General features: G+C 68.9%; 20 protein-coding genes. 7 read left to right on the top strand and 13 right to left on the bottom strand.

All coding sequences use genetic code 11. The features are described 5' to 3' along the window. Window positions 1–209 precede the first annotated feature (209 nt). Window positions 210–2381 carry an RNA degradosome polyphosphate kinase gene (locus ACFFDA_RS26720; RefSeq protein ID WP_404482890.1) on the top strand — a complete coding sequence of 724 codons (2172 nt, stop codon included), beginning with the start codon at window positions 210–212 and terminating at the stop codon, window positions 2379–2381. 105 nt (window positions 2382–2486) lie between these two features. Continuing rightward, entirely contained in the window at window positions 2487–3986 is a 1500-nt protein-coding gene (locus ACFFDA_RS26715; RefSeq protein WP_404480285.1) for a Ppx/GppA family phosphatase, read from the top strand. 40 nt (window positions 3987–4026) lie between these two features. Here the strand turns inward: ACFFDA_RS26715 and virB11 are convergent, their stop codons facing one another. From virB11 to ACFFDA_RS26675, 8 genes are all read right to left on the bottom strand, one after another. Continuing rightward, window positions 4027–5064: a P-type DNA transfer ATPase VirB11 gene (gene virB11, locus ACFFDA_RS26710; protein WP_404480284.1), complete on the bottom strand. Its 1038-nt coding sequence runs from the start codon at window positions 5062–5064 to the stop codon at window positions 4027–4029. Between the two features lie 6 nt (window positions 5065–5070). Continuing rightward, complete coding sequence (locus ACFFDA_RS26705; RefSeq protein ID WP_404480283.1) at window positions 5071–6156, bottom strand: TrbI/VirB10 family protein; 1086 nt, start codon at window positions 6154–6156, stop codon at window positions 5071–5073. A gap of 3 nt (window positions 6157–6159) precedes the next feature. Next, complete coding sequence (locus ACFFDA_RS26700; protein WP_404480282.1) at window positions 6160–7092, bottom strand: TrbG/VirB9 family P-type conjugative transfer protein; 933 nt, start codon at window positions 7090–7092, stop codon at window positions 6160–6162. Continuing rightward, the gene (locus ACFFDA_RS26695) at window positions 7089–8336 is read right to left on the bottom strand and encodes a type IV secretion system protein (protein ID WP_404480281.1); all 1248 of its coding nucleotides are present in this window, start codon (window positions 8334–8336) and stop codon (window positions 7089–7091) included. The genes ACFFDA_RS26700 and ACFFDA_RS26695 overlap by 4 nt, the downstream gene beginning before the upstream one ends. Before the next feature lie 4 nt (window positions 8337–8340). After that, window positions 8341–10755 carry a VirB4 family type IV secretion/conjugal transfer ATPase gene (locus tag ACFFDA_RS26690; RefSeq protein WP_404480193.1) on the bottom strand — a complete coding sequence of 805 codons (2415 nt, stop codon included), beginning with the start codon at window positions 10753–10755 and terminating at the stop codon, window positions 8341–8343. A 28-nt stretch (window positions 10756–10783) separates the two neighbouring features. Further along, window positions 10784–11068, bottom strand: coding sequence for a type IV secretion system protein VirB3 (locus ACFFDA_RS26685; RefSeq protein ID WP_404480194.1), 285 nt, complete (start codon window positions 11066–11068; stop codon window positions 10784–10786). Between the two features lie 4 nt (window positions 11069–11072). Then, window positions 11073–11417, bottom strand: a complete 345-nt coding sequence (locus tag ACFFDA_RS26680; protein ID WP_404480280.1) for a TrbC/VirB2 family protein — start codon at window positions 11415–11417, stop codon at window positions 11073–11075. Window positions 11418–11672: 255 nt separating this feature from the next. Then, window positions 11673–12047, bottom strand: a complete 375-nt coding sequence (locus ACFFDA_RS26675) for a hypothetical protein (RefSeq protein ID WP_404480279.1) — start codon at window positions 12045–12047, stop codon at window positions 11673–11675. Window positions 12048–12340: 293 nt separating this feature from the next. Here ACFFDA_RS26675 and ACFFDA_RS26670 point away from each other — a divergent pair, with 293 nt between their 5' ends. From ACFFDA_RS26670 to ACFFDA_RS26660, 3 genes are all read left to right on the top strand, one after another. Continuing rightward, window positions 12341–13945: a hypothetical protein gene (locus ACFFDA_RS26670; RefSeq protein WP_404480278.1), complete on the top strand. Its 1605-nt coding sequence runs from the start codon at window positions 12341–12343 to the stop codon at window positions 13943–13945. A 93-nt stretch (window positions 13946–14038) separates the two neighbouring features. Continuing rightward, window positions 14039–16738 (top strand): TonB-dependent receptor domain-containing protein, encoded by a 2700-nt coding sequence (locus ACFFDA_RS26665; RefSeq protein ID WP_404480277.1) that lies wholly within the window; start codon window positions 14039–14041, stop codon window positions 16736–16738. Window positions 16739–17076: 338 nt separating this feature from the next. Continuing rightward, window positions 17077–17652, top strand: coding sequence for a TMEM165/GDT1 family protein (locus ACFFDA_RS26660; RefSeq protein ID WP_404480276.1), 576 nt, complete (start codon window positions 17077–17079; stop codon window positions 17650–17652). Between the two features lie 27 nt (window positions 17653–17679). Here the strand turns inward: ACFFDA_RS26660 and ACFFDA_RS26655 are convergent, their stop codons facing one another. After that, complete coding sequence (locus ACFFDA_RS26655; protein ID WP_404480275.1) at window positions 17680–18366, bottom strand: response regulator transcription factor; 687 nt, start codon at window positions 18364–18366, stop codon at window positions 17680–17682. A 347-nt stretch (window positions 18367–18713) separates the two neighbouring features. Here ACFFDA_RS26655 and ACFFDA_RS26650 point away from each other — a divergent pair, with 347 nt between their 5' ends. Both ACFFDA_RS26650 and ACFFDA_RS26645 read left to right on the top strand, forming a co-directional pair. Then, the gene (locus tag ACFFDA_RS26650; protein ID WP_404480274.1) at window positions 18714–19607 is read left to right on the top strand and encodes a UDP-2,3-diacylglucosamine diphosphatase; all 894 of its coding nucleotides are present in this window, start codon (window positions 18714–18716) and stop codon (window positions 19605–19607) included. Then, complete coding sequence (locus ACFFDA_RS26645; protein ID WP_404480273.1) at window positions 19604–20674, top strand: glycosyltransferase family 4 protein; 1071 nt, start codon at window positions 19604–19606, stop codon at window positions 20672–20674. Before ACFFDA_RS26650 ends, ACFFDA_RS26645 begins: the two co-directional genes overlap by 4 nt. A gap of 44 nt (window positions 20675–20718) precedes the next feature. Here ACFFDA_RS26645 and ACFFDA_RS26640 read toward each other — a convergent pair whose 3' ends face one another. The 4 genes from ACFFDA_RS26640 to phoU all read right to left on the bottom strand — a co-directional run bounded on the left by ACFFDA_RS26640 (window position 20719) and on the right by phoU (window position 24101). Then, the gene (locus ACFFDA_RS26640) at window positions 20719–21516 is read right to left on the bottom strand and encodes an IclR family transcriptional regulator (protein ID WP_404480272.1); all 798 of its coding nucleotides are present in this window, start codon (window positions 21514–21516) and stop codon (window positions 20719–20721) included. 7 nt (window positions 21517–21523) lie between these two features. Then, window positions 21524–22549, bottom strand: a complete 1026-nt coding sequence (locus ACFFDA_RS26635; protein ID WP_404480271.1) for an LLM class flavin-dependent oxidoreductase — start codon at window positions 22547–22549, stop codon at window positions 21524–21526. A 164-nt stretch (window positions 22550–22713) separates the two neighbouring features. After that, complete coding sequence (gene phoB, locus ACFFDA_RS26630; RefSeq protein WP_404480270.1) at window positions 22714–23406, bottom strand: phosphate regulon transcriptional regulator PhoB; 693 nt, start codon at window positions 23404–23406, stop codon at window positions 22714–22716. Continuing rightward, window positions 23403–24101, bottom strand: coding sequence for a phosphate signaling complex protein PhoU (gene phoU / locus ACFFDA_RS26625; protein WP_404480269.1), 699 nt, complete (start codon window positions 24099–24101; stop codon window positions 23403–23405). Before phoU ends, phoB begins: the two co-directional genes overlap by 4 nt. Window positions 24102–24119: the final 18 nt, after the last annotated feature.

The raw sequence follows: 24119 nt of genomic DNA, 5'->3' as shown, positions 1-24119 counted from the left end.
CGGACCTGATCCGGCACCGTGGGGCAGCTTGAGGCGATGGCTTTTTCCATGGGCCCCTGCTGCGTCGCGCGCACTCAAGCTCGCGTGGCCTTGCCCGCGGTCCCGGATGGAGCCCGAAACGACGACGGCAACAATTCGTCGCAGCTTCCCATGATTGCCGCAAATGTGTCATCGTGCCATGCAAGAGCCGTCACGTGAAAATGAGAGACATGCTGGACGTTCGCGACGAATCGGAAGCAGCCGGCGAAAGCGCCGAGACTGCCGAACTGGGCACTTCGCCCGCGCGCTACTTCAACCGCGAACTGAGCTGGCTCGCCTTCAACGAGCGGGTGCTGGCCGAAGCCTGCAACCCGAACTACCCGGTGATCGAGCGGCTGCGCTTCCTGTCGATCTCGGGGAGCAACATCGACGAGTTCCTGATGGTGCGCGTCGCCGGCCTCGCCGGGCAGGTGCGCCGCCAGATCGAGGAACTCTCGATCGACGGGCTCACCCCCTCGCAGGCGCTGGCCGTCACCCACGAGAAGGTGCTGGAACTCGAGGACATCCAGCAGAAGGTCTGGACCACGCTCAAGGTCCAGCTCGCCGATGCCGGGATCGCCGTGGTCGGCGACGAGAAGCTCGACCGCGAGCGCGAGCGCTGGCTGCGCGAATATTTCATCACCCACGTCATGCCGGTCATCACCCCGCAGGCGATCGACCCGGCGCACCCCTTCCCCTTCGTCGCCAACCAGGGCATCGGCGTGCTGTTCTCGCTGACCCGCACCGCCGACGAGGCGCCGGTGATGGAGATGGTGCTGATCCCCGCCCCGCTCCCGCGCTTCGTGCGCATCCCGGGCGAGCAGGCGGCGTGGATCTCGATCGAGGACCTGATCTGCCGGAACACCGCCGAGCTGTTCCCCGGCTTCCGCCTCAACGGCCACGGCGTCTTCCGCATCCTGCGCGACAGCGACATCGAGATCGAGGAGGACGCCGAGGATCTGGTGCGCTACTACCGCACCGCGATCCAGCGCCGCCGCCGCGGCCTCGTCATCGTGCTCCAGTTGCAGGGCAAGTTCGACCCGGCGGCAGAGGAGCTGCTGCGCACCCAGCTCGGCCTCGACAAGGCGCTCATCATGAAGACCGAGGGGATCATCGGCTTCTCGGGCCTCTCGGCGATCTGCGAGGAGGACCGCCCCGAACTGAAGTTCGAGCCCTATTCGCCCCGCTATCCCGAGCGCATCCTCGAGCACGACGGCGACATCTTCGCGGCGATCCGCGAGAAGGACATCGTCGTCCAGCACCCCTACGAGAGCTTCGAGGTGGTGATCGACTTCCTGCGCCAGGCCGCGCGCGACCCCGACGTGGTGGCGATCAAGCAGACTCTCTACCGCGCCGGCAAGCAGTCCTCGATCATCTCCGCGCTGATCTACGCCGCCGAGCAGGGCAAGTCCGTCACCGCCGTCGTCGAGCTGAAGGCCCGCTTCGACGAGGAGCAGAACCTGCTGTGGGCCAGCCAGCTCGAACGCGCCGGGGTCCAGGTGATCTACGGCTTCGTCGACTGGAAGACCCACGCCAAGGTTTCGATGGTGGTCCGCCGCGAGGGCGAGAACTATCGCACCTACTGCCACTTCGGCACCGGCAACTACCACCCGCTGACCGCGCGCATCTATACCGACGTGTCCTACTTCACCGCGGACCCTGCGGCGGGGCGCGACGTCGGCCGGCTGTTCAACTTCATCACCGGCTACGTCGAGCCCAAGAGCACGGAAATGCTCTCGATCTCGCCGATCTCGCTGCGCTCCACGCTCAACGAGTGCATCGATGCGGAAATCGCCAATGCCGAGGCCGGCAAGCCCGCGGCGATCTGGGCCAAGCTCAATTCGCTGACCGATCCCGGCATCATCGACCGGCTCTATGCCGCCAGCCGCGCGGGCGTCGACATCGATCTCGTGGTCCGCGGCATCTGCTGCCTGCGCCCCGGCATTCCCGGCCTGTCCGAGAACATCATGGTCAAGTCGATCATCGGACGCTTCCTCGAGCACGCGCGGATCTGGGCCTTCGCCAACGGCGCCCACCTGCCCAACCGCCGCGCCAAGCTGTTCATCACCTCGGCCGACGGCATGAGCCGCAACCTCGACCGCCGCGTCGAGGTGATGCTGCCGATCCGCAACAAGACGGTGCACGACCAGGTGCTCGACCAGGTCATGCTGGCGAACCTGATCGACACCGAACAAAGCTGGGTCTGCGCCCCCGACGGCACCTACGACCGCGTCGGGGAGGTGGAGAACCCGTTCAACCTGCACCGCTATTTCATGACCAATCCGTCGCTGTCCGGACGCGGCGCGTCACTCGACAGTGGACGAAAAGTGCCCAAGCTCTCGCTAAGGCGGGGCACTATCTGACATGAGCATTTTCAAGTCAGACCCCGTGGTCTGATGACTCGGAAAAATGCGGCAGCCATCGATGCTCGCCGGAACCTTCGGCGCTTGTGGTAAGTATTGACCAGAATGATCGGCATCAGCCAGTCCAGCGAAAAGCGTGCCATCATCGACATCGGGTCGAACACGGTACGCCTAGTCGTCTACAACGGGCCGCCGCGGGCGCCCGTCGTCGTGCTCAACGAAAAGGTCAACGCCAAGCTGGGCAAGGACCTCGGCCGGACCGGGGCGATTTCCGACAAGGCGATGCGCACCGCCCTGGCCGCGCTCGCCCGTTTCGCGGCGCTGCTGCGGCTGCTCGGGGTGGACGACGTCGATTGCGTGGCCACCGCCGCGGCGCGTGACGCCGCCAACGGACCGCAGTTCCTGGAGGCCGTGCGCGGCTTCGGCCTCTCGCCCCGCCTGCTCTCGGGCGAGGAGGAGGCCCGCGCCAGCGCCACCGGCGTGATCGCTGCCTTCCCCGGCGCGCGCGGCATCGCGGCGGACCTGGGCGGCGGCAGCCTCGAACTGGTCGAAATCGACGACGGAGCCATCTGCCCCGGCGGCATCACCCTGCCCTTCGGCACCCTGCGCCTGCCCGACATGCGCTCGCTCGGTCCCCAGCGGTTCGGCGCCGCCATCCGCTCGGGCCTCGATTCGCGTGGCTGGGACAAGGGCCGCGGCCTGCCGCTCTACATCGTCGGCGGATCCTGGCGCGCGCTCGCGCTGCAGGCGATGCGCGTGCTCGACTGGCCGGTGGACGATCCGCACGGCTTCGAACTCTCCTCCTCGGAGGCCATGCGACTGGCGCGCATCGTCGCCAAGGGCAAGGTCGAGAACCCGGACCCGCGCATCTCCTCCTCGCGCCTCGCCACCCTGCCCGATGCCGCCGCGCTGATGGCGCAACTGGTGGGCACGCTGCATCCCTCCCGGCTCATCTTCTCCTCGTGGGGCCTGCGCGAAGGGCTGCTGCACATGCAGCTTGCGCCCGAGATCCAGGCCGAAAGTCCGATGCTCGCCAGCGTAGCCGCCTTCGCGCAGAGCGCACGGGTCAGCGCCGACGACGCGGTGCGCGTGGGCGAATGGACCGCGCCGGCCTGCCGCGACGCGCAAGGCGAGGGAGACTTGCGCAAGGCCGCCAGCCTGCTCGCGCTCGCCGCCATGCGCACCGAGCCGAACATGCGCACCGAGGAAGCGCTTACCTGGGCCTTGCGCAAGCGCTGGATCGGCCTCGACATGCGCGGCCGCGGGATGATGGCGATGACCGTCTTCGCCAATTCCGGCCTGACCCAGGCCCCGCCCGCCTTCACCCGCCTGGCCGACAAAGCCGACCTCGACCGCGCCGTCGGCTGGGGTCTCGCGGTCCGCCTGTGCCGCCGCCTGACCGGCGGCACCGCACGCGGCATGGCGGCCTCCGGGCTGTCGGTGGCGAACGGCGTGCTGGTGCTGACGCTCCAGGAGCCGGCACTGCCCCTCTACGGCGCCGGCAACGGCAAGGACGTCAAGGCCCTGGCCGACTGGCTCGGGCTGGGTTGGCGCGTGGAAACCGGCGAAGGCGTGCTGATCGAGGACGCGTCGACCAAGGCCTGACCCATGCGCCGTCCCGGCTCGCCCGGGCCGACGATCGCTCTCAAACCAGCATCGCGCTTTGTGCGATCGCGGAGATGCCCCGCTTGCCGCCGCTACGGTCGAGCTGCACCACGATGTCGATCACCGAGGCGGCATATTCGAGCGTCTCGGCCCGGGTCAGGCCGATGCCGGTCTGCATCGACATCAGCGCGATCTGCTCGAGCGCACCGCGCGGGGAATTGGCGTGGACGGTCGAGAACGAGCCGGGATGGCCGGTGTTGATCGCGCGCAGGAAGCTGACCGTCTCGGTGCCGCGCAGCTCGCCCAGCACGATGCGGTCGGGGCGCAGGCGCAGCGCCGCCTGCAGCAGGTCGTTGGCCGAGACCTTGGCCTCGCCCAGTTCGCCCTTCACCGCGATCAGGCCGACGCCGTTGGCGCCCGGCAGGCGCAGTTCGGCAGTATCCTCCACCAGCACCACGCGCTCGTGCTGCGGGATCTCGGAGAGCATCGCGTTGAGGAACGTGGTCTTGCCGGTCGAGGTGCCGCCCGAGATCAGGATCGTGCGGCGACGGCGGATCGCATCGCGCAGGAAGGCGATCGGCTCGGCCATGGGATCGGGCGTCGGCGCTTCCACCGGCGGCACGATCGGCCCGCGATCGTAGGCGTCGAGCGGCAGGTCGAGCAGGCGATGGCGCCGGATCGCCAGCGCCCAGTGGCTGCGCGTCGCCGGCGGGCCGACGAGCTGGATACGCGCACCGCTCTGGCCACCATAGGCCGGCAGCGTGGCCGACAGCAGCGGATGCTCGCGGTTGATGCCCTGGTGGCTGATCCGCGCGACCTGCTCGGCAAGGCGCTGGAGCAGGCGGTCGTCCATCTGCGGAAGCTCGACGCGGGTCATGCCGGCATGGTCGGCGTCTTCCACCCAGATCTCGCCGGGGCGATTGACGAGGATTTCCGTCACCGTCTCGCGCTCGAGCCAGGGCCGCAGCGGCGCCAGGTACGCATCGAGGTAGACGCTGCGCGCGGCGCCGGGCTCCACGGGCACGTCAGCCATGGAAGCGTGTGCCGCATGGGGCTGCAGGGTGAGAACGTCCGCCATCTCGCGTCACTGGACCTTGCTGAAGTCCAGGTCCTTGGCGGTGAACACGCGGATCGGCTCGCCCTGGCGCACGCGGATGGTCGGGCCGATCTGCGAGCCGTTCTGCACCGCCTGCGAGGCCGCCGAGCTGCCGCCCGCGACGACCACGCTGGACCCGCTCGAGGCGAGCGTCGTCAGCCCGCCGACCACCGAGAGCAGCATGGCCGAGCCGAAGCGCTCGAAGAAGTGGCTGTTGACCTTGCCCGGAAGGCCGGTCTCGCCGCCGAAGGAGACGGCCGGCGAGCCCAGGTTCACCGAGACGCCGTCCGGGCGGATCAGGCGCGACCAGATCACGTAGGCGCGCTTCTGGCCCGCCGTCAGCCCGCTCTTGTACTGGCCGATCAGGCGCGAGGAGCGCGGGACCAGCACGCGCTTGCCGTCGAAGCTGCGCACGTCGGTCGAGACGATCGCGCGCACGTAGCCGGGGACGTCGGTGTCGATCGCGGTTTCCAGCACGGCGGGGATCAGCGTGCCCTGGGTGACGGTGGTGGCCGGGTCGAACGAATGGGTGGCCGAGGCGGTGCCGCCGGTGCCGCCGACGCGTGCGGCGAAATCGTCGTTGGGGGTGCCGCCCTTGGCCGCTTCGCCGGCCGGGCCGGTGAGCGGGACGGCGGCGCCGGTGCCGACGTCGAACACGACGGTCGGGCTGGCGTAGCGGCTGGCCTGCGGGCCGGCGGCGGGATTGGTCACGGGCGGCGCGGCGAGGACCGGGGCGGGCGCGGGAGCCGGCAGCGGCGCCGGCGCGGCGGCCGGGACGACGGCGGGCGCGGGAACGACGGCGGCGGGCACGGCGGGCTGCGGCACGGGCGCCGAGGGCTTGGCGCCGGCCGGGCCATTGCGCGCCGTATCCATCGACCACAGCGTCAACCCGCCGAGCGCGGCGACGATCAGCACGCCTGCGGCCAGGCCCAGGCCGTCGGCCTTCTTGCGCTGCGAGACGCGAGGCAGGACGTTGCGGGTGGCAAGGTCGATGATCTGCGCGCCTTCGCCGTCACGCGGATCGGTGGCGGCTTCCGGAGCGAGGCGTTCGCGCAGCGAGGAGTTGGGCGCCATGGATCAGTTCCCCGAGGAGTTTGGTGCCGCGACCGCGACGGAGGTGGCGGGAGACGGTGCGGTTTCGGCGGCCACGACCACCGGCTTCGCGGCCGGGGTCTGGGTCTGGGTCTCGGCCCGGGCCTGCCGGGCCGGCGCGACGGGCGCAGCGCGCGCGGCGAGCGGGCGCTCGTTGACGAGTTCGGCCTTCGACTTGCCCGAGCGCAGGACGATCGTGCCCGGCACGTCCTCCAGCACGATCGTGGCGCCGCGCACGGCATAGTTGACCGGGCCTTCGTCGCCCTTCTCGTTGGTGACGAGGATCGCCGGCACCGGCGTCTTGTCGGGCCAGAGCAGGTAGGTGGACACGCCGTCGTCGTAGATGCGCGCAGGCATCAGCTTCTCCACGCCGACGCGCTTCCAGGCGAAGTTCAGCGCGGCGGGATCGGCGGGGATCGCGGCCGGGTCGCCCGCGGCCAGTGCCAGTTCCGCCGGGTCGAGCGAGGCGACCGCAGCGCCGCCGCCCGTGCCCGTTCCCGTGCCCACCGGACCCTGCTTGGGCTCGTCCTTGTAGGTGAAGCGCAGCATGTAGAGCGGCCGCGCCTTGGCGGAGGCGACGAGGTCGAAGAAATAGGTGTGGCGGTTGGTCACCACCGTCATGTTGGTGCGGGCCGTGGCCTCCAGCGGCTTTACGAAGAGCAGGTCGGCGCGCTTGTTGGGCGTGATCTGCCAGGCCTGCGAATCCCCGACCGCGACGTTCTCGATCGCCTCGTTCTGTCCGAAGGCGATGGTCGCCTGGACGCCGGCCTTGCCGTCGATGCGCACGACCTCGTTGTCGCTGAAGGCATGGGCGACGAGGCGCGGGTCGGACGGGACGCTGGCCCGGGCCTGGGCGGCCAGCGCCAGGGTGGCAAGGCTCGCCGTCAGAGCGAGGGTGCGCAGGGGTGCGCGGATCATCGTGTCTTCTCCTTCGCCGGCAGTCTGCCGGAGTCGTTCGAGGCGCGGAAGCGGCTGCCGATGCCCCGGGCGCGCGGGACCGATTCGCCCTGCCGGAGCGGTTCGAGCCCCCCGCCCGCGACTTGCGTGATGACGGTCCGGCGTTCACCGGAACGGGTCGTGCCGGCGCCGCCCTGCGATGGCGGCTCGCCCATCGCGGCGGCACCTGCGGTCGAGATCACCGAGGCGCGACCCTGGTAGGCCGACGCGGCGGGCGGCGCGGCGCTTGCCGGAGCCGGCGCGGCGCCTTGCGACGAGTCCGCCCGGCCCTGCCCGCGCTCGCTGGCGCCGAGGCCGAAGACCTGCCAGCCCGCGACCATCGTGCTCGCGACCTTGACCACCATGACCATCAGCGCGACGTGGACCGCGGCGACGAGGAAGAACGCCATCGCCCCGCGCCCGTCGATCTCTCCCGCATTGGCGCCCTGCACCAGTCCCGAGATGATCGGCACCAGCAGTTCGAGCGTGATCCCGCCGCCCAGCACCACGAACAGCGGCGTCACGGCGGTCAGCACGACCCCGCGCAGCCAGCCGGCGGTGAGGCCGCGGGTGCCGCCGAACAGCGCCATGATGACGAAGATCGGGCCGAGCGCGAGCAGCACGGCCAGCGCGATGCGCGCGGTCAGCAGCACGCCCACGGTGCCCAGCAACAGCAGCAGCGCGCCCATCCACATGACGCTGTCGGGCGTGAACAGCCCGCCCGCGCCCTTGGCGGCGATCGCGGCGCCGGCGGCGGTCGCGCCGCCTTCGGGCGCGGCGGCGCCGGCTTGCGAGGTGGCTTCAGAAATGTCGTTGATGGCACCGAAGACGATGTCGATCCGATCGCCGAAGAGCTGGGTCGCCGAGCCCTTGGCGCCCATCAGCACGCCCGCGATCCAGTCCGGCCCGCCCACCGCGAGGTTCCAGACGACGCCCTGGTAGGCGATCCAGCTCGTCGCGAAAGTCAGCACCACGCCCAGCCGCAGCATGCGCGGGGTCAGCGCCGAGACGCCCAGGCTGGACCGCCCGGTCAGCAGCGAGAAGGCGAAGAAGGCGATGTAGAGCGTGAGCAGGATGGTGAGCACCGGAGCCATCGCCCCGCCCGCCCCGAACAGCCGCCCGAAGGCGGAAGCCGCCATCTCGTTGGCCACGCAATCGACCGCGCGCAGCGCCGGAGCGACACCGGCGGAGGCGACTTCGGTGAGCTGATCGCAGGCCACGCTCATGGCCTTACTCGGCCGCCTCGGTCCAGAGCGCGTCGTCGTCGGCCTCGCCCGGCCAGGGCATGCCGGTGAGCACCGGATACCAGTCCTGCGGCGCGTCGCCGTAGCGTTCGCGCAGGCCGTCGAGCTTGCGCACCGTGCTCTCGCGGCCCGAAAGGACCGTCAGCACCTCGGGCATGCCCGACAAGTCGAGGCGCACCACCACCGAGGCGTCCGACTGGCGGATCAGGAAGCAGCGCGAGTGCGCGGGCAGCGTGCGGATGACGTCGAGTTCGTGGTGGGACAGGCCGAAGCCCTCGCAGTAGTCCTCTGCCCGTGCGCGCGAGTTGGGCATGAACACCATCGTCGCGGTCTGCTCGACCAGCGCGGTGGCGATCTTGGAGTCGAGCGCGTCGCGCGCCGACTGCGTCGCGAAACCGACCAGCGCGTTGCGCTTGCGCAGGGTCTTGAGCCAGTCGCGGATGCGGGCGGCGAAGACCTCGTCGTCGAGCGCCTTCCAGCCCTCGTCGATCAGGATCATCGTCGGCTCGCCGTCGAGGCGTTCCTCGATGCGATGGAACAGGTACATCATGACCGGCGTGCGCAGGCGCGGGCTTTCCAGCAGCGCGGTCATGTCGAAGCCGAGCACGCGCTGGCTCAGGTCGAGCCGGTCGTGCTGGTTGTCGAACAGCCAGCCGTTCTCGCCGCCCTGCAGCCATGCATCGAGGCGCGAGGCGAGGTCTCCGGGCTGCGGCCGACGCGCGCCGGCCAGCAGTTCGCGAAAGTGCGACAGGCGGCGCAGCGACGGGTCGTTGTGATAGGCCGCATCCACCGCGCCGGCGATCGTCGACAGCTCCTCGGGCCCCTTGGCGGCGAGCAGGACACCCAGCCAGTCGCGCAGGAAAGCGCGGTTGCCGGCAGTGTCGGGAAGCGAAAGCGGGTTGAACCCGGTCGGATGGCCGGCGGCGATGCGGCTGTAGGTGCCGCCGATGCCGCGCAGGAACACTTCGGCGCCGCGGTCCTTGTCGAACAGAATGGTGCGGGGCGCGAACTTCTGCGCCTGGGCGGCGAGGAAGTTCATGACCACGGTCTTACCCGAACCCGACGGACCGATGACGGTGAAGTTGCCGAGATCGCCCTGATGGAAGTTGAAGAAGAACGGAGTGGAGCTGGTGGTCGACAGCAGCGTCACCGCATCGCCCCAGTGATTGCCGCTCGCCTGGCCCATCGCGAAGCCGTGCAAGCTGCCGAAGCAGGCCATGTTGGCACTGGAGATCAGCGCGCGGCGCACGATGAAGCTCTCGTTGCCGGGAAGCTGGCCCCAGAACGCGGGCTCCAGGTTGACGTCCTCGCGCACCGCGACGGCGCCGGCATCGGCCAGCGCCGCGGCGCAGGCGGCCGTGACGTCGTCGAGCTGGTCCAGCGAATCGGCGCGCACGAGGACCGTGAGGTGGTGGTCGCCGAAACCGACCGAGCCGGTGCCCAGCGCATCGCGCGCGGCGGACATCTCGCGGCGCTCGGCCACGGCTTCCTCGTCGGCGCTGCGCAGGCGGCGGATCGACAGGTCGATGCGTTCGCGGGCGATCTGGCGGTCGGCCGGGGCATACGTCTCGGTCAGCACCAGTTCGCAGGGCATCCGCAGCAGCGCGTCGGTGAGGCCCGGCGCGGTCGAATCGGGGTAGTCCTTCAACGACACGATCGAGCCGAAGCCGCCGCCGGTGGCGCCGCGCAGTTCCAGCGCGTCCATGCCGAAGCTGGCGCGGCGGTAAGGCAGCATGTGGCCGACGTCGGTCTCGTCGGACGGGCGGCGCACGGGCCGCATCTCGCCATTGTAGAGCGCGCTGAGCAGTTCGAGCACTTCCGAGCACTGCCCGGCCGCGCCCTCGTAGTCGCCCAGCAGCCGTGCGCCATAAGCGCCGAGCGAGGCGACCATCGCCGAGGCGGCGGCGCGCAGCGCGCGCACGTCGCCGGGATCGGCCTCGACCGCTTCGGCTTTCGACTTCATCATCCGCGACAGCTTGTCCGCCCAGCCCGCCTTGCCGCGCGCGGGGCGGCGCACCAGGGTGACGAACTGGTCGTTGACGAACAGCGCGCCCGAGGAGGTGCGCGAACGCCAGCGCGCATCGATGTGGGCGGCCAGCGGATCGTCGAACTGGCCGTCCATCTCGATCTCGACACGGCGGCGGATGACGTGATGGTACAGCACGAAGCGCGCGTCGAGCGCCGAGCGCAGCAGCACTTCGCGGGTGGCGACGTGGGCGTTGAGTTCGTCGCTGTCGGCGGTCTCGAAGGCGAAGCCGGGGACCATCAGCGAAAGCATGACCGACCCGTCGCGCAGGCGCACGACGTTCTCGTCCACCAGCCCCGCATAAGGCAGCCGGTCGCCGGCAAGGACTTCCTTGCTGCCCCAGCCCTTCAGCGGCGATTTGAAGCTCTTGCCCATACCTGTAGTCCCCCCGCGCCCGTGTCGCTTACGGCGCGTAGCTGTTGCAGCCCCAGCGCTGCCAGTTGGCGACGCGCGGGCATTTGCTGACTTTGGCGATCCACAGGTCGAACACCCGCGGTTCGCGAAGACAGGCGAGGTATCCGGCGGTGTGGATCGCGAGCGCCGCGGGCAGCGCCCAGAAGCTCTTGGTGATGAGGAAGATTTCCGTCGTCACCGCGGCATTGATGATGAAGAAGCTGTAGGTCACGCCCGCGAACATCTGCGGCCGCGTGAGCGCGCGATGCACGGGATACCGGGCGAGCGAACTCATCGCTTCAGCCCACCGCCGCCGACTGGATGCCGGTGACGATCGCGCCGGCGCCGAACAGGATGAACACGCCGATGATGACGGTCGCTCCGAAGCGCCAGTTCATCCGGCCCGTCAGCATCATGAAGCCGACCGCGGCAACCGCCATGACCGCAACCGCAGTGGCGACGTTGCCCAGCAGCGTCCCTTGCAGCCAGCCGAGCGCGGCAACGATCGGGCCCGACCCGGCGGGGTCGGTGGCGACGGCCTGGGCCTGTGCGAGAGTGGGGACGAAAAGGCCCAGGGCCGCGCCCAGGACCGGAAGAAAACCGCGCCGCAGGCGGCCGTCAGACTTTACGTATCGAATCACCATGTCCTCCGTATGACGGCCAAGTGCGCCACCTCGATGACAGGTGTGTGACGATGGCGCGGCAAACCGTCATGGTGACCGCCCTCTATCACAGGAGAGTTTCGTGAATTGTTGCGCTTCAGGCGACCTCGAAGCGCTCGGCTCTTTCCAAATCCGTAGTTCGGCGCTGATATTCCAGCGCAATATGGATTTTGCCTAGGAAGAAACCTGTGCAAATCCGGCCCGGTTTTGCGACATCCCGGGCCCGGATTGCGACGGTCAGCGCACTGCGACCGCGCGCGCGGCCGTCATTCCCTTGAGCGCCCGCCGCGCCGCGACGCGCGAATCGACCCAGCTGCCGTCGGCCAGTTGCAGGTCGTATCGCTCGGGGCTGGCCACGGCGGCGCGATAGGCGACGAGCGCCTTGTCTGCCATGCCTGCCCCCGCATAGGCCGCTCCCAGGTTGATGAGGGTCGCCGGGTCGCTGGAACGGGCCGCGCCGCCCGCTTCGAGCTTCTGCACCGCGGCCTGCGGCTGGCCTGCCGCCAGTTCGGTGTAGGCGACGTCCGCCACGTCCGGCGCGGGCTTGTCCACCGCGAGCGAGAAGGCGGCCTGGCCCAGCAGCGCGGCGGTGACGAGGACTGAAAGCGACATGGCGACTCTCCCGTTGGATGCATTCGATAGCGCCATCGTCTGCCCGAATGCGGCCTTCATCAAGAAAATGACGGAAGTGTCATAAAACTGCAATCGAGCTGTGATTCGGCCGGTTTCATGCGAGTCGCCGGTCTCGACGAGGCTTTGCCGCCGTGATCGTCACATCATGGTCGTATTACTGAAGATTAGTGTCATCGTAGCGCCAACAAAGCGTCATGCCCCCGGACTAGACGCCCCGATGCAACGAAGGCGGAATCGCCGCCTCGTTCCGTCCTGAAAACGGGGGTTCCATCGTGAAGAAAATTTCTGGTCTGCTGCTCGTGGGCTGCAGCGCACTCGCTCTCTCCGGCTGCGGCGCCGACGACGTAGCCTCGCCCGGCAACGGTGGCATCGTCATCAACAACCCGACGCCCACTCCCACCCCGACCCCGACACCCGGCACCGGCCTCGTCGTCGCTCCCGACGCCTGCCCGACCTTCGCGGCCACCGGCGGCCTTACCAACGACGGCACGATCACCGGCCCCGAGGGCACCTGGCGCGTCTGCACGCTGCCGGCCCTGGTCGACAAGAACGCCAGCCTGCCCAAGGTCGCGGGCGTCGTCTACCGCATCAACGGCCGCGTCGACGTCGGCTGCGACGGCGGTTTCGCCGCGCCCACGTCCAGTGCGACCTTCACCACCACGACCGCGAGCTGCGCCAGCAAGGTCCTCAGCGCCGACACCAACGTGACGCTGACGATCGATCCGGGCGCGATCCTGTTCGGCGAGAACACCTCGGAAGCCGGCTGGCTCGTCGTCAACCGCGGCAACAAGATCAACGCCGAAGGCACCGCCGCCAAGCCGATCATCTTCACCAGCCGCCAGAACATCAGCGGCGCGGCCACCGAAGCGTCGAACGGCCAGTGGGGCGGGGTCGTGCTGCTCGGCCGCGGCATCGTGACCGACTGCAACTACGGCTCGACCGCCGCCAGCACCTGCGAGCGCGACACCGAGGGCGCCGTCAACAAGGCCGTCTTCGGCGGCCGCGACAACGCCTACAACGCCGGCATCATGAAGTACGTGCAGATCCGCTACTCGGGCTACCTGCTCAGCGAAGGCAAGGAACTGCAGGCGCTGACCACCGGCGGCGTCGGCAGCGGCACCACCCTGGAGTACATCCAGTCGGTGAACAGCTCGGACGACGGCGCCGAATTCTTCGGCGGCAAGGTCCAGATGAAGCATTACATCGCGGTCAACGCCGATGACGACAGCCTCGACATCGACACCGGCCTGGAGGGCTACTTCCAGTACCTGCTCCTGCTCCAGAAGAGCGGCAGTGGCGACGCGCTGATGGAAATCGACTCCAACGGCCTCGAGGAACAGCTCCCGCGCCAGAAGACCGTCATCGCCAACTTCACCGCGATCCAGCCCGCGTCCAGCTCGAACAACGAATCGAACGACCAGGCATCGGTGCTGGTCCGTGGCAACTCGGACGTCACCTGGGTCAACGGCGTGCTGGTCTCGCCGAACAACGAATGCCTTCGCGTGAACGGCACCGGCACTGTCCCGGCGACGATCAAGGCCTACTCCACGGTCCTGAGCTGCAATGCGACGAAGTTCCTGAGCACCGGCAGCTACGCCACCGGCTCCACCACCGCCGCGTCGATGTTCGCCACCGGCACCAACCTGAACAACGACGCCTTCACCTCGACCCTGACGAGCACGTTCGTCAACGGCTCGGGCGAAAGCGGCGTCGCCGGTTACACCGGCATCAAGACCCTCTCGTCCTACTTCGACGCGACGACCTTCATCGGCGCCGTGAAGGACGCCTCGGACACCTGGTACAAGGGCTGGACCTGCGACACCACGACGGGAGCCTTCGGTTCGGGCCAGGCCTGCACCGCGCTGCCGACCACCTGATCCGGCCGCCCACTGCATAACGAAAAGGGGGGCGGTCGGTTCAGGCCGCTCCCCTTCTTACGCATCCAGATACTTGTTCCAGGGGGACATCCAATGACCAAGCCGCGGCTGATTTCGCTGCTGCTGCTCTCCACGTCGATGCTGGCGCCCGCGCTCGCATCCGCCCAGGACAGCGCGCCCACCACTACCGGCAACGCCAGCCCGGAAGCGCCCGCCATCGGCGAGGACCCGGCGGCGGAGGCCGAGGCACCCGACGTTTCGATCCCGGGCGGCGCGATCATCGTCACCGGCCAGCGCAACCGCAACATCGAGCGCACCGCGCCGCAGGTCGTCTCGGTCCTGTCGAGCGAGCAGATCGCCCGCACCGGCGAAGGCGACATCGCCGGCGCGCTTGGCCGCGTCACCGGCCTTTCGGTGGTCGGCAACGGCTACGTCTACGTCCGCGGCCTTGGCGACCGCTATTCGCTGGCGCTGCTCAACGGCTCCCCCCTGCCCAGCCCCGAGCCGCTCAAGCGCGTGGTTCCGCTCGACCTGTTCCCGACCAGCATCGTCGCCTCCTCGCTGGTGCAGAAGAGCTACTCGGTGAACTTCCCCGGCGAGTTCGGCGGCGGCGTCATCAACCTCACCACCAAGGCGATCCCGGAGGACACCTTCCTCCAGATCGGCGGCGGCGTGACCTGGGACACCGAGACCACCAACCGCCTGTCCTACGACTACTACGGCAGCAAGACCGACTGGACCGGGTTCGACAACGGCAACCGCTCGATCCCCTCGGCACTGCAGGAATACTTCAACAGCGGCGCCGTCATCAGCCCCAGCAGCGAGCAGGCCAAGGAACTGGGCAGCCTGCTGGTCAACGGCCGCAACTCGGTGGTCCAGAAGACCGACAAGACCCAGCCCAACTTCTCGGCGAGCCTCTCGGCGGGCACCTCGTTCGACCTGGGCGGCGCCACCCTGGGCGTGATCGCGACCGGTGGCTATTCGAACTCCACCCAGACCAAGGCCATCCTGCGCCAGCGCGCGCAGGGCAGCACCGCCGATCCCGAGCAGCTCTGGGAAAACGGCAACGCGGTCAACTCCGACCAGCGGATCGTCGCCAATGCGCTCGTCGGCATCGGCCTGGAATGGGGCGACAACCAGATCCGCTGGACCAACGTCTACATCCACGACACCGACAAGCACACCAGCCTGAGCATCGGCAAGCGGGCCAACAACCTCAACGCTGACTACATGGACCAGACCACCGCCTGGTACGAGCGCCAGCTCATCGACACCCAGGTGGCCGGCGAGTTCAAGCCGGACGACAAGACCAGCATCGACGTGCGCATCGGCTACGCGAATTCCAAGCGCCTCGCGCCCTACGAGATCGAGTCGCAGTACCTGCGCACCAACGTCGAGAGCGACGACTACGGCGCCTACTTCGTCAACCGTCTCGGCAACGGCAACCAGGACCCCACCACCGTCACCTTCTCGCGCCTGAACGAGAACGTGTGGTCGGCGGGCGTCGACGTCTCGCACCGCTTCTTCGAGGGCTGGACGGGTACGGTGGGCTATGCCTACCAGCTCAATTCGCGCACCAATTCGCGCCGCTCCTTCGCGATCTTCGCGAACGGCGATGCCGACCTGATCTCGGCGTTCGGCACCCTGCGGCTCGACAGCCTGCTCCAGCCGGGCACCTGGTATCTTTCCAACAACGGCGTCGACTACGGCCTGGAACTGCGCGAGCCGGGCGCCAACACCGCCCAGTTCGACTCGCGCCTGCTCAACCACGCCTATTACGGCAAGATCGACGGCCAGCTGACCGACAGCCTGTCCTTCGATGCCGGCCTGCGCTGGGAATACGCGGTGGAATCGACGACCCTGCGACCGATCGGCGCCCCGGCCAGCCAGCCCACCGCGCTCGAGAACGAGTATTTCCTGCCCGCCGCGACCCTCACCTACGAGGTCCAGCCCGGCATGCAGGTACGCCTCAACGCCTCGAAGACGATCGGCCGCCCGCAGTTCCGCGAGCTGCTGTACCAACCCTACTTCGATCCGGACACCAACCGCTCCTACCAGGGCAACCCGTTCCTGACCGACAGCAAGCTGACCAACATCGAGGGCCGCTTCGAGTGGTACTTCGGTCGTGACCAGCGCGTCTCGCTGGGTGCGTTCTACAAGAAGATCGACAACCCGATCGAGACCTTCCTGACGGGCAGCGAGGCGTTCATCACGTCCTACGCCAACGCCCCCCAGGCCGACCTCTACGGCGCCGAGTTCGAGGCGCAGAAGTACGTCGACCTCTATGGCATGGGCAAGGCCTTCGAGAACCGCCGCCTCGTGCTGATCGGCAACTACACCTACACGAAGTCGAAGCTGAAGGTCGCCGCCGACGACACCGTGCGGGTCTACGGCGCCGGCACCGGCACGTCGCTGGCGACCGACTACTTCCGCAACGGCGCGCCGATGACCGGCCAGTCGCAGCACATCGCCAACGTCCAGCTCGGCATGGAGGACACCGGCAACCTGTCGCAGCAGACCATCCTGCTGAACTACGCCAGCAAGCGTGCCGTCAGCCGCGGCCTCGCCAACTCCGGCCAGCCCGACATCTTCGAGTATCCCGGCCTCACCGTCGACGTGGTGATCCGCCAGGGCATCATGGTCTCGGGCAAGCAGATCGAGCTGAAGCTGGAAGGCCGCAACCTCACCGGCCGCGGCCACTTCGAGTACCAGAAGTTCGCCGACGGCAAGGTGAACTACAACACCTACGACCTGGGCCGGATGTTCTCGTTCTCGGCCTCGATCAACTTCTGATCCCGTTTTCTCGCGGAGGAGGTTCCTGCCCTCTCCGACGGCACCTGGACGGCCCGGCCCGCACTCGATGCGGCCGGGCCTCTTTTTTGCGCTTCCCAGAATCCCCGCAGGCGCCTAAGGGGCGCGGGTCATCTGGGGAGTAGCCGCCCGCGTTTCCCCGCCTTGCGAAGGCGACCGCGCGGGACCTGCCGTCAACATACTTGGTCGAGAGGCCATGGCGCGCAGGAGGACGTCCAACCGTCCGGGCGAGACCAATGACGCTTGCGGTTCCGCTCGGCCGGGCGGGTTCCGCATGCGTCGTTGCGTCCGCTGTTTCGCCCGGCCCCGGAGTACCTGCCTTGGAAGCCCTGCTCACATCCACCGCCGTCGTCGCGCTCGCCGAGATCGGCGACAAGACGCAGCTTCTCGCGATCGTCCTGGCCACGCGCTTCAAGAAGCCCTGGCCGATCGTGGGCGGCATCTTCGCCGCCACCATCGCCAACCACTTCCTCGCCGCCCTCGTGGGCGAACAGGCGGCGTCGCTGCTCGACGGCCTGTGGTTCCGCTACCTCGTCGCCGCCAGCTTCATCCTGATGGCCGCCTGGACCCTCATCCCCGACAAGTTCGACGAGGACGAAGAGGCCAGGCCCAGCCGCTTCGGCCCGTTCCTGGCGACCGCCGTGGCGTTCTTCATCGTCGAGATGGGCGACAAGACGCAGATCGCCACGATCGCGCTCGGCGCGCGGTTCCAGAGCGTGATCCCGGTGATGATGGGCACCACCATCGGCATGATGATCGCCAACGTGCCCGCGGTGTTCCTGGGCAACGAGATCATCAAGCGCGTGCCGCTGGGCGTCGTGCGCACGGTGGCGGCGCTGCTGTTCCTGGTGATCGGCCTGTGGCTGCTGGCCCAGACCGCCGGCTGGCTGGGGTAGTCCCGTCGTCAACCCTGGGGCGACGGTTCAGACCGTGTCGAAGACATACCCCAGCGAGCGCACCGTGCGCAGCGGGTTGCCCGCGCCGACGCCCTTGAGCGCCCGGCGCAGGCGGCCGATCCACACGTCCACGGTGCGCTCGTCCACCGGCGGCTCCTGCTTGCCGAGCGCCGAGATGAGCTGCGTGCGGCTGAACACACGGCCCGGATGCTCGATGAAATAGCGCAGCAGGCGCAGTTCGTTGGGCATGAGTGCGATCGGCTTGCCCTGGAAACGCGCCTGGAAGGCCGCCACGTCGACCATCAGTTCGCCTTGCGTGACCACGCGGATACCCGCGCCGTCCTGCTCGCCCAGGTTGGCGCCGAGCACGCGGTCGAGCAGCGCGTTGCGTGCCAGCGGGCCGACCATGTAGTCGTCCGCGCCCATGCGCAGCGCGCGCTTGCGGTCCTCCTGGTTGTCTTCCTCGAGCACCATCGTCACATGCGCATGCGCGGTCAGCGCGTCGGCGCGCAAGCGGCGGCACAGTTCCAGCCCCGACATCTGGGGCAGCACCCAGTCGATGAAGATCCACAGTGCGCCCTCGATCAGGGGCAGCTCGGCAAAGTCCGTCCAGCGGTGGAGCACCACGTCGAACTGGTCGTGCCGGAAAGGCGCCAGCGCGCCCGCCGCGCCGCCGGAAAGCTCGCTCGCCAGCAATATGTCGATCCGCCGCATCGCCCCTTTGACCGCCCTTCGTCCGGCTGATTGCCCCCTTGTGGAGCGTCGCAAGGCGGGCTTTTGCATCCCCAGTGTGACGAACGGGTGACATATCGGTGACAGGGCAATGAAAGCGGGATTCCTCCCTGTTGCGGGGAGGAGGTCGACCCGCCGTGTGGTGGGGGACTCTCGCAATGCGAAAGGTCGCGGACTACGCCTGCGCCCCTCGAGAATGCCTCGCATGGTCCGCGCCCCCCGGTGGAGGAGGAACCGAGGGCCTGTCATCGAACCGACCCGCAACCGTCACGCTCGTGCAACGCCCTGATGCCAAAGCGACTTCAGCAGGCAGCCGGAGCGACCCGACCATGCGCGATCATGTGGACACCCTTCTCGAACGCGAAATCCAGCGTCGGGCCGAACACCGCAGCAGCATCCCCGCCTGGCTCGACATCCCCGAGCCCAAGGGCTTCCGCCCCAAACGCAAGTATCGCACGATCTGGATTTCCGACATCCACCTGGGCACGCGCGGCTGCAACGCCGCCATGCTGGTGGACTTCCTCAGCGCGGTCGAGTGCGAGACGCTCTACCTCGTGGGCGACATCGTCGACGGCTGGCGCCTGCGCAAGGGCTGGTACTGGCCCGACGCGCACAACGAAGTCGTCCGCCGCATCCTCAAGATGGCGCATCGCGGCACTCGCGTCATCTTCATCGCCGGCAACCACGACGAGATGCTGCGCGACTACGCCGGCCTCAGCTTCGGCGGCGTCGAACTGGCGCTCGAAGCGGTGCACACCACGCTCGACGGGCGCCGCCTGCTGGTGACGCACGGCGACGCCTTCGACGGCGTCGTCCTCTACGCCCGCTGGCTCGCCTTCCTGGGCGACAAGGCCTACGGGCTGCTGCTACGCGCCAACATCGTGTTCAACGCGGTGCGCCGTCGCTTCCACCTGCCGTACTGGTCGCTTTCGGCCTACATGAAGAAGAAGGTCAAGAACGCCGTCCAGTACATCGGCAGCTACGAGGAAGCGGTCGCCAACGAGGCGATCGGCCGGGGCTTCGACGGCGTCGTGTGCGGTCACATCCACTGCGCCGAGATCCGCGAATTCGGCGGCATCACCTACTACAACGACGGCGACTGGGTCGAAAGCTGCACCGCGCTCGCCGAGGACCTCACCGGCCAGCTCGCGATCGTCGACTGGATCGCGGAGACCGGCGGCCATACCGTGAAGGCGGACACCCTCGCGGAGGCTTCCGCGTGAAGCTGGCACTGGCGACCGACGCCTGGTTGCCGCAGGTCAACGGGGTGGTGCGGTCGCTGACCGCCACCGTCGACCACCTGACCCGGCGCGGCCACGCGGTCGAGACGATCACCCCTGACCGCTTCCGGACGATGCCGATGCCGGGCTATGCCTCGATCCGGCTGGCGATGGCGCCCCGCTTCGGCCTGCGCCGGATGCTGGACGAGGCCGCGCCCGACATCGTCCACATCGCCACCGAAGGCCCGATCGGCTGGGCCGCGCGCGGCTGGTGCCTGTCGCGACGGGTGCCGTTCACGTCCGCCTTCCACACCCGCTTTCCCGAGTATGCGGCAGTGCGCACCGGGCTTTCGGCCGAATGCTTCTGGCCGATCCTCCAGCGCTTCCACGCCCAGAGCCGCGCCGTGATGGTCTCCACCCGCAGCCTCGCGAGCGAGTTGGAAGGCCGCGGCATCGGCCCGGCCCGCGCCTGGAGCCGGGGCATCGACCATGCGCTGTTCCGTCCCGACGGCCCCCGCCACCCGGCGATGACCGCCCTGCCCGGCCCGGTGCTGCTCAACGTCGGCCGCGTCGCGCCCGAAAAGAACCTCGAGGCCTTCCTGAGCCTCGACACGCCCGGCAGCAAAGTGGTGGTCGGCGACGGCCCCGCACTGGAGACCCTGCGCCGCCGCTATCCGCACGTACTGTTCCTGGGCGCGCTCTCGGGCGCCGAGCTGGCCGGCGCCTACCGCGCCGCCGACTGCTTCGTCTTCCCCAGCCTGACCGACACCTTCGGCCTCGTCCTCATCGAGGCGCTGGCCTGCGGTACGCCGGTCGCGGCGTTCCCGGTGACCGGCCCGATCGACATCGTCGGCCTCGACGGCCGCGGCGTCGACCACCGCGTCGGCTGGCCCGCCGGCGCGCTCGATCCCTCGCTCGCCCGCGCCATCGACGGCGCGCTCACGGCCGAGCGCAACGATGCCGCGGCGCTGGGCGCCCTCTATTCGTGGGACCGTGCTACGGACCAGTTCCTCGCCGCCATCGAAGGCGCCCTCTGCGGCTACGAAAAGGCACTGCGCTCGGCGGCGTGAATGCCGCCGCGTCGTCCCGGACATGATCCGGGACGACGGGGACGTCAGCGGAACCCCAGGCTGCGCGAGATGGCCGCGGCTTCGTCCAGCACCAGCCGCGCGAGTTCGTCGAGGCGATCCTGCGAGCGGGCGCTCGGCGCCGCGATCACCAGTGCACCGACGACGCGGCCCGAGGCGTCGCGGACGATCCCGGCAGTGCCGGTGACGCCTTCCGCGGCCTGGTCCACCGTCTGCGCATAGCCCTGCGCCCGCGCCAGGTCGACCGCCCCGGCCAGCGCCTTGCGGTCGATTTCGGTGGCGTGCGCCAGCCGCTGCGGGACGATGCGCTTGAGGTAGGCCTCGACCGCGGCCGGCGAACAGGTCGACAGCAGGGCGCGCCCCCCGGCAGTGGCGTAGAACGGGCGCCGGTCCCCGATCGTCACCGAATAGCGCACCACGTTGCGGCTCTCGACGAGATCGACGTACGTGACCCAGTCGCCCTCGTGGTCGCCCACCGCCAGCAGCACGGTCTCGCCGCTGCGATCGGACAGCCGGCGCATCCCTTCGCGCACGAGGTCGGAGCTGTGCAGCCGCCGGCGCGCCTCGGTGAGCGCACTGCCGAGGCCGAAAGCGCCCGGGCCAAGGCGCCAGGCGCCTTCGGTCGCGGTCACCAGGTCCTCGTCGGCAAGGCCGCGCAGCAGCGCCGCCAGGCTGCTCTTGGGCGTGGCGAGACGGCGGCTTAGATCGGCGAGGGAGACCGGCTCGGTGCTGGCGCAGAGCACCTCGAGCAGGCGGATGACGCGGGTGACCGACTGCGGCGATCCGCCGCGCCGTTCCTCGCCCCTGTGCGCTTCGTCCCTCAAACAGCCCTCACTCGAATGCCGGGAGCACGTCCCTCGCGAAGATGCCCGCATATGCGAGGAAGCGCTCCGCCGGAAGCCCGGCCGGCATCATCATGGTGAAATGTTCGACCGGGGCCTGGTCCTGCAGCCCGCGGAAATGGGCGATGGCCTCGTCCGGGGTTAGGATCTGGAGGATACCGCTGGCCTTGAAGGCGTCGAGGTCCATCGGCTTGAGCGCCGCGTCTTCGAGGCCGATCGCGCCCTTGCCTTCGACGACGTCCTCGCCCATCCAGGCGCCGTAGCTGTTGTTGACGTGGTGGAAGTGGGGCGCCAGTTCTTCCATCGCCGCCGCCTTGTCGTGCGCGACGACCAGCATCAGGCCTTGCAGCCACATCCTCGCGGTCGCCGGGTCCTTGCCCTGCTCCTCGAGCGTCCGGCGGTAGAGCGGCCAGATTTCGGCGTTGCCGAAGTAGCCGTCGCCGTACCGGGCGACGCGCTCCATCGCCTTGGGCGCGAAACCGCCGATGTAGAGCGGTATCTGCCCGCGGCTGGAGAGCGGCCGCACTTGCGCGCCCGCCAGGGTGAAGAACTTGCCCGCGAAGTCCACCTTTTCACCATCCCACAGGCGGCGGACGAGGTGCAGGAACTCGTCGAAGCGGGCACCACGCCTGGTGAAGTCGAGGCCGTGGGCGGCATATTCGCGCGCGCGGTAGCCGATCGCAAGGCCCAGTTGCATGCGTCCGGCCGACAGGATGTCGAGCACCGCGCAGTCCTCGGCGAAACGCAGCGGCTCGTACAGCGGACCCAGCGCGATGCCGGTGCCCAGCTTCATGCGCTTCGTGCGCGCGGCCACGGCGGCCAGAGTCACCAGCGGCGACGGCATGTAGCCGTCCTCGGCGAGGTGGTGTTCGGGGACCCAGGCACCTGCGAAGCCCAGCGCCTCGGTCTCGGCGATGACGTCGAGGGTTTCGGCGTAGAGCGCCTCGCCAGGCCGGTGCCAGGGCGCGGGGTTCCGGAAGTCGTAGAGGTAGCCGAAGCTCAGTCTGCCGGTCATGTGCGCCTTTCCCCGTTGCTTTTGGGGAAGAGGTTTAGGCGCCGGCACGAAGGCGGCAAGGCGCGGGGGCGATCATTGCGGGGGCCCCACACGTCGTACCGGACTCGTCCAGGAACAAGTCCGGACCGACGTGTTTTCGCGCGTATCCGTTCTTGCGGCTATGCTTACGCCACGTCCATCGCATAGCCCGCCGCGCGCACGGTGCGGATCGGGTCGGTGTCGCCGTCGCGGTTGATCGCCTTGCGCAGGCGGCGGATGTGGACGTCCACGGTGCGCTCGTCGATGTCGGAGTCCATGCCCCACACGCCGTCGAGGATCTGCTGGCGCGAGACCACGCGGTTGGGGCGCTCCATGAAGTAGCGCAGCAGGCGAAACTCGGTGGGGCCCAGGTGCAGCGCCTCGCCGGCGCGGCGGACGCGATGGCTGGTGGCGTCCAGTTCCAGGTCGCCCCACGACAGCACGTTGCCCGCCAGCGACGGCCGCGCGCGGCGCAGCAGTGCCTCGATCCGGGCCATCAGTTCCTTGGGCGAGAACGGCTTGGTGACATAGTCGTCCGCGCCGGTCTTGAGGCCGCGGATCATGTCCTCCTCCTCGCCGCGCGCGGTGACCATGATGATCGGGATCTGCGCGGTTTCCTTGTCCTTGCGCAACTGGCGGCAGACCTCGATGCCGGGCACCTGCTCGATCATCCAGTCGAGCACGATGGCGTCGGGCGCCTGCTCGCGCACCATGACCAGCGCTTCCTCGCCGTCGCCGGTGGAGCGCACGTCGTAGCCCTCGGCGCTGAGGTTCCAGGTGAGCAGTTCGCACAAGGCGACGTCGTCCTCGACGACGAGGACCGAAGCGTTGGCGCTCATGCGAGGGGGCCCGAGGTGTCGTCGGTGAGCGAATCGCGCTCGGTGCAGTACTCGCCGGTGGCGGCGTAGTAGACCATCTCGGCGACGTTGGTGGCGTGGTCGCCGATGCGCTCCAGGTTGCGCGCGATGAACAGCAGTTGCGCGGCGCTGGTGATCGTCGCCGGGTTCTCCATCATGTGCGTCAGCAGCGACCGGAACAGCGTGTTGTAGAACTGGTCCAGCTTCTGGTCGCGGCGGATCACCTCGACCGCCAGGGCCGCATCGCGCGAGCCGTAGGCGTTGAGGACGTCGCGCACCATGCTCTCGGCGATCTCCGCCATCGTCGGCACGAGCGTGACCGGCTCGATCTTGGTGCGGCCTTCCAGCGCGTTGACGCGCTTGGCGATGTTCTTGGCGTAGTCGCCGATGCGCTCGATGACGCCGGAGATCTTCAGCGCGGCGATGACGTCGCGCAGGTCGTCGGCCATCGGCGCCCGCAGCGCGATGGTGCGGACGGCAAGGCGGTCCACTTCCGCCTCCAGCGCATCGAGCCGGGCGTCGGCGGCGACGACTTGTGCGGCCAGCACCTCGTCGTGCTGGACGAGCGCGGTGATGGCGTCGCGGATGGCGACTTCGGCGAGCCCGCCCATTTCGGCGACGAGGCCGCGAAGCTGCCCGATCTCGGAGTCAAAGGCCTTGACGGTATGGTCGACCATGGCGTGTTCCTGCTTAGC

The organism is Novosphingobium sp. BL-52-GroH (genome assembly GCF_044813085.1).
Classification (GTDB): domain Bacteria; phylum Pseudomonadota; class Alphaproteobacteria; order Sphingomonadales; family Sphingomonadaceae; genus Novosphingobium.
This window is presented reverse-complemented; position numbering and strand designations above follow the sequence as displayed.

Excerpts from the sequence above, each read along its gene's own strand:
- ACFFDA_RS26720 (WP_404482890.1), top strand. The coding sequence starts at position 210 with ATGCTGGACGTTCGCGACGAATCGGAAGCAGCCGGCGAAAGCGCCGAG.
- ACFFDA_RS26715 (WP_404480285.1), top strand. The coding sequence starts at position 2,487 with ATGATCGGCATCAGCCAGTCCAGCGAAAAGCGTGCCATCATCGACATC.
- virB11 (WP_404480284.1), bottom strand. The coding sequence starts at position 5,064 with ATGGCGGACGTTCTCACCCTGCAGCCCCATGCGGCACACGCTTCCATG.
- ACFFDA_RS26705 (WP_404480283.1), bottom strand. The coding sequence starts at position 6,156 with ATGGCGCCCAACTCCTCGCTGCGCGAACGCCTCGCTCCGGAAGCCGCC.
- ACFFDA_RS26700 (WP_404480282.1), bottom strand. The coding sequence starts at position 7,092 with ATGATCCGCGCACCCCTGCGCACCCTCGCTCTGACGGCGAGCCTTGCC.
- ACFFDA_RS26695 (WP_404480281.1), bottom strand. The coding sequence starts at position 8,336 with ATGAGCGTGGCCTGCGATCAGCTCACCGAAGTCGCCTCCGCCGGTGTC.
- ACFFDA_RS26690 (WP_404480193.1), bottom strand. The coding sequence starts at position 10,755 with ATGGGCAAGAGCTTCAAATCGCCGCTGAAGGGCTGGGGCAGCAAGGAA.
- ACFFDA_RS26685 (WP_404480194.1), bottom strand. The coding sequence starts at position 11,068 with ATGAGTTCGCTCGCCCGGTATCCCGTGCATCGCGCGCTCACGCGGCCG.
- ACFFDA_RS26680 (WP_404480280.1), bottom strand. The coding sequence starts at position 11,417 with ATGGTGATTCGATACGTAAAGTCTGACGGCCGCCTGCGGCGCGGTTTT.
- ACFFDA_RS26675 (WP_404480279.1), bottom strand. The coding sequence starts at position 12,047 with ATGTCGCTTTCAGTCCTCGTCACCGCCGCGCTGCTGGGCCAGGCCGCC.
- ACFFDA_RS26665 (WP_404480277.1), top strand. The coding sequence starts at position 14,039 with ATGACCAAGCCGCGGCTGATTTCGCTGCTGCTGCTCTCCACGTCGATG.
- ACFFDA_RS26655 (WP_404480275.1), bottom strand. The coding sequence starts at position 18,366 with ATGCGGCGGATCGACATATTGCTGGCGAGCGAGCTTTCCGGCGGCGCG.
- ACFFDA_RS26650 (WP_404480274.1), top strand. The coding sequence starts at position 18,714 with ATGCGCGATCATGTGGACACCCTTCTCGAACGCGAAATCCAGCGTCGG.
- ACFFDA_RS26635 (WP_404480271.1), bottom strand. The coding sequence starts at position 22,549 with ATGACCGGCAGACTGAGCTTCGGCTACCTCTACGACTTCCGGAACCCC.
- phoB (WP_404480270.1), bottom strand. The coding sequence starts at position 23,406 with ATGAGCGCCAACGCTTCGGTCCTCGTCGTCGAGGACGACGTCGCCTTG.
- phoU (WP_404480269.1), bottom strand. The coding sequence starts at position 24,101 with ATGGTCGACCATACCGTCAAGGCCTTTGACTCCGAGATCGGGCAGCTT.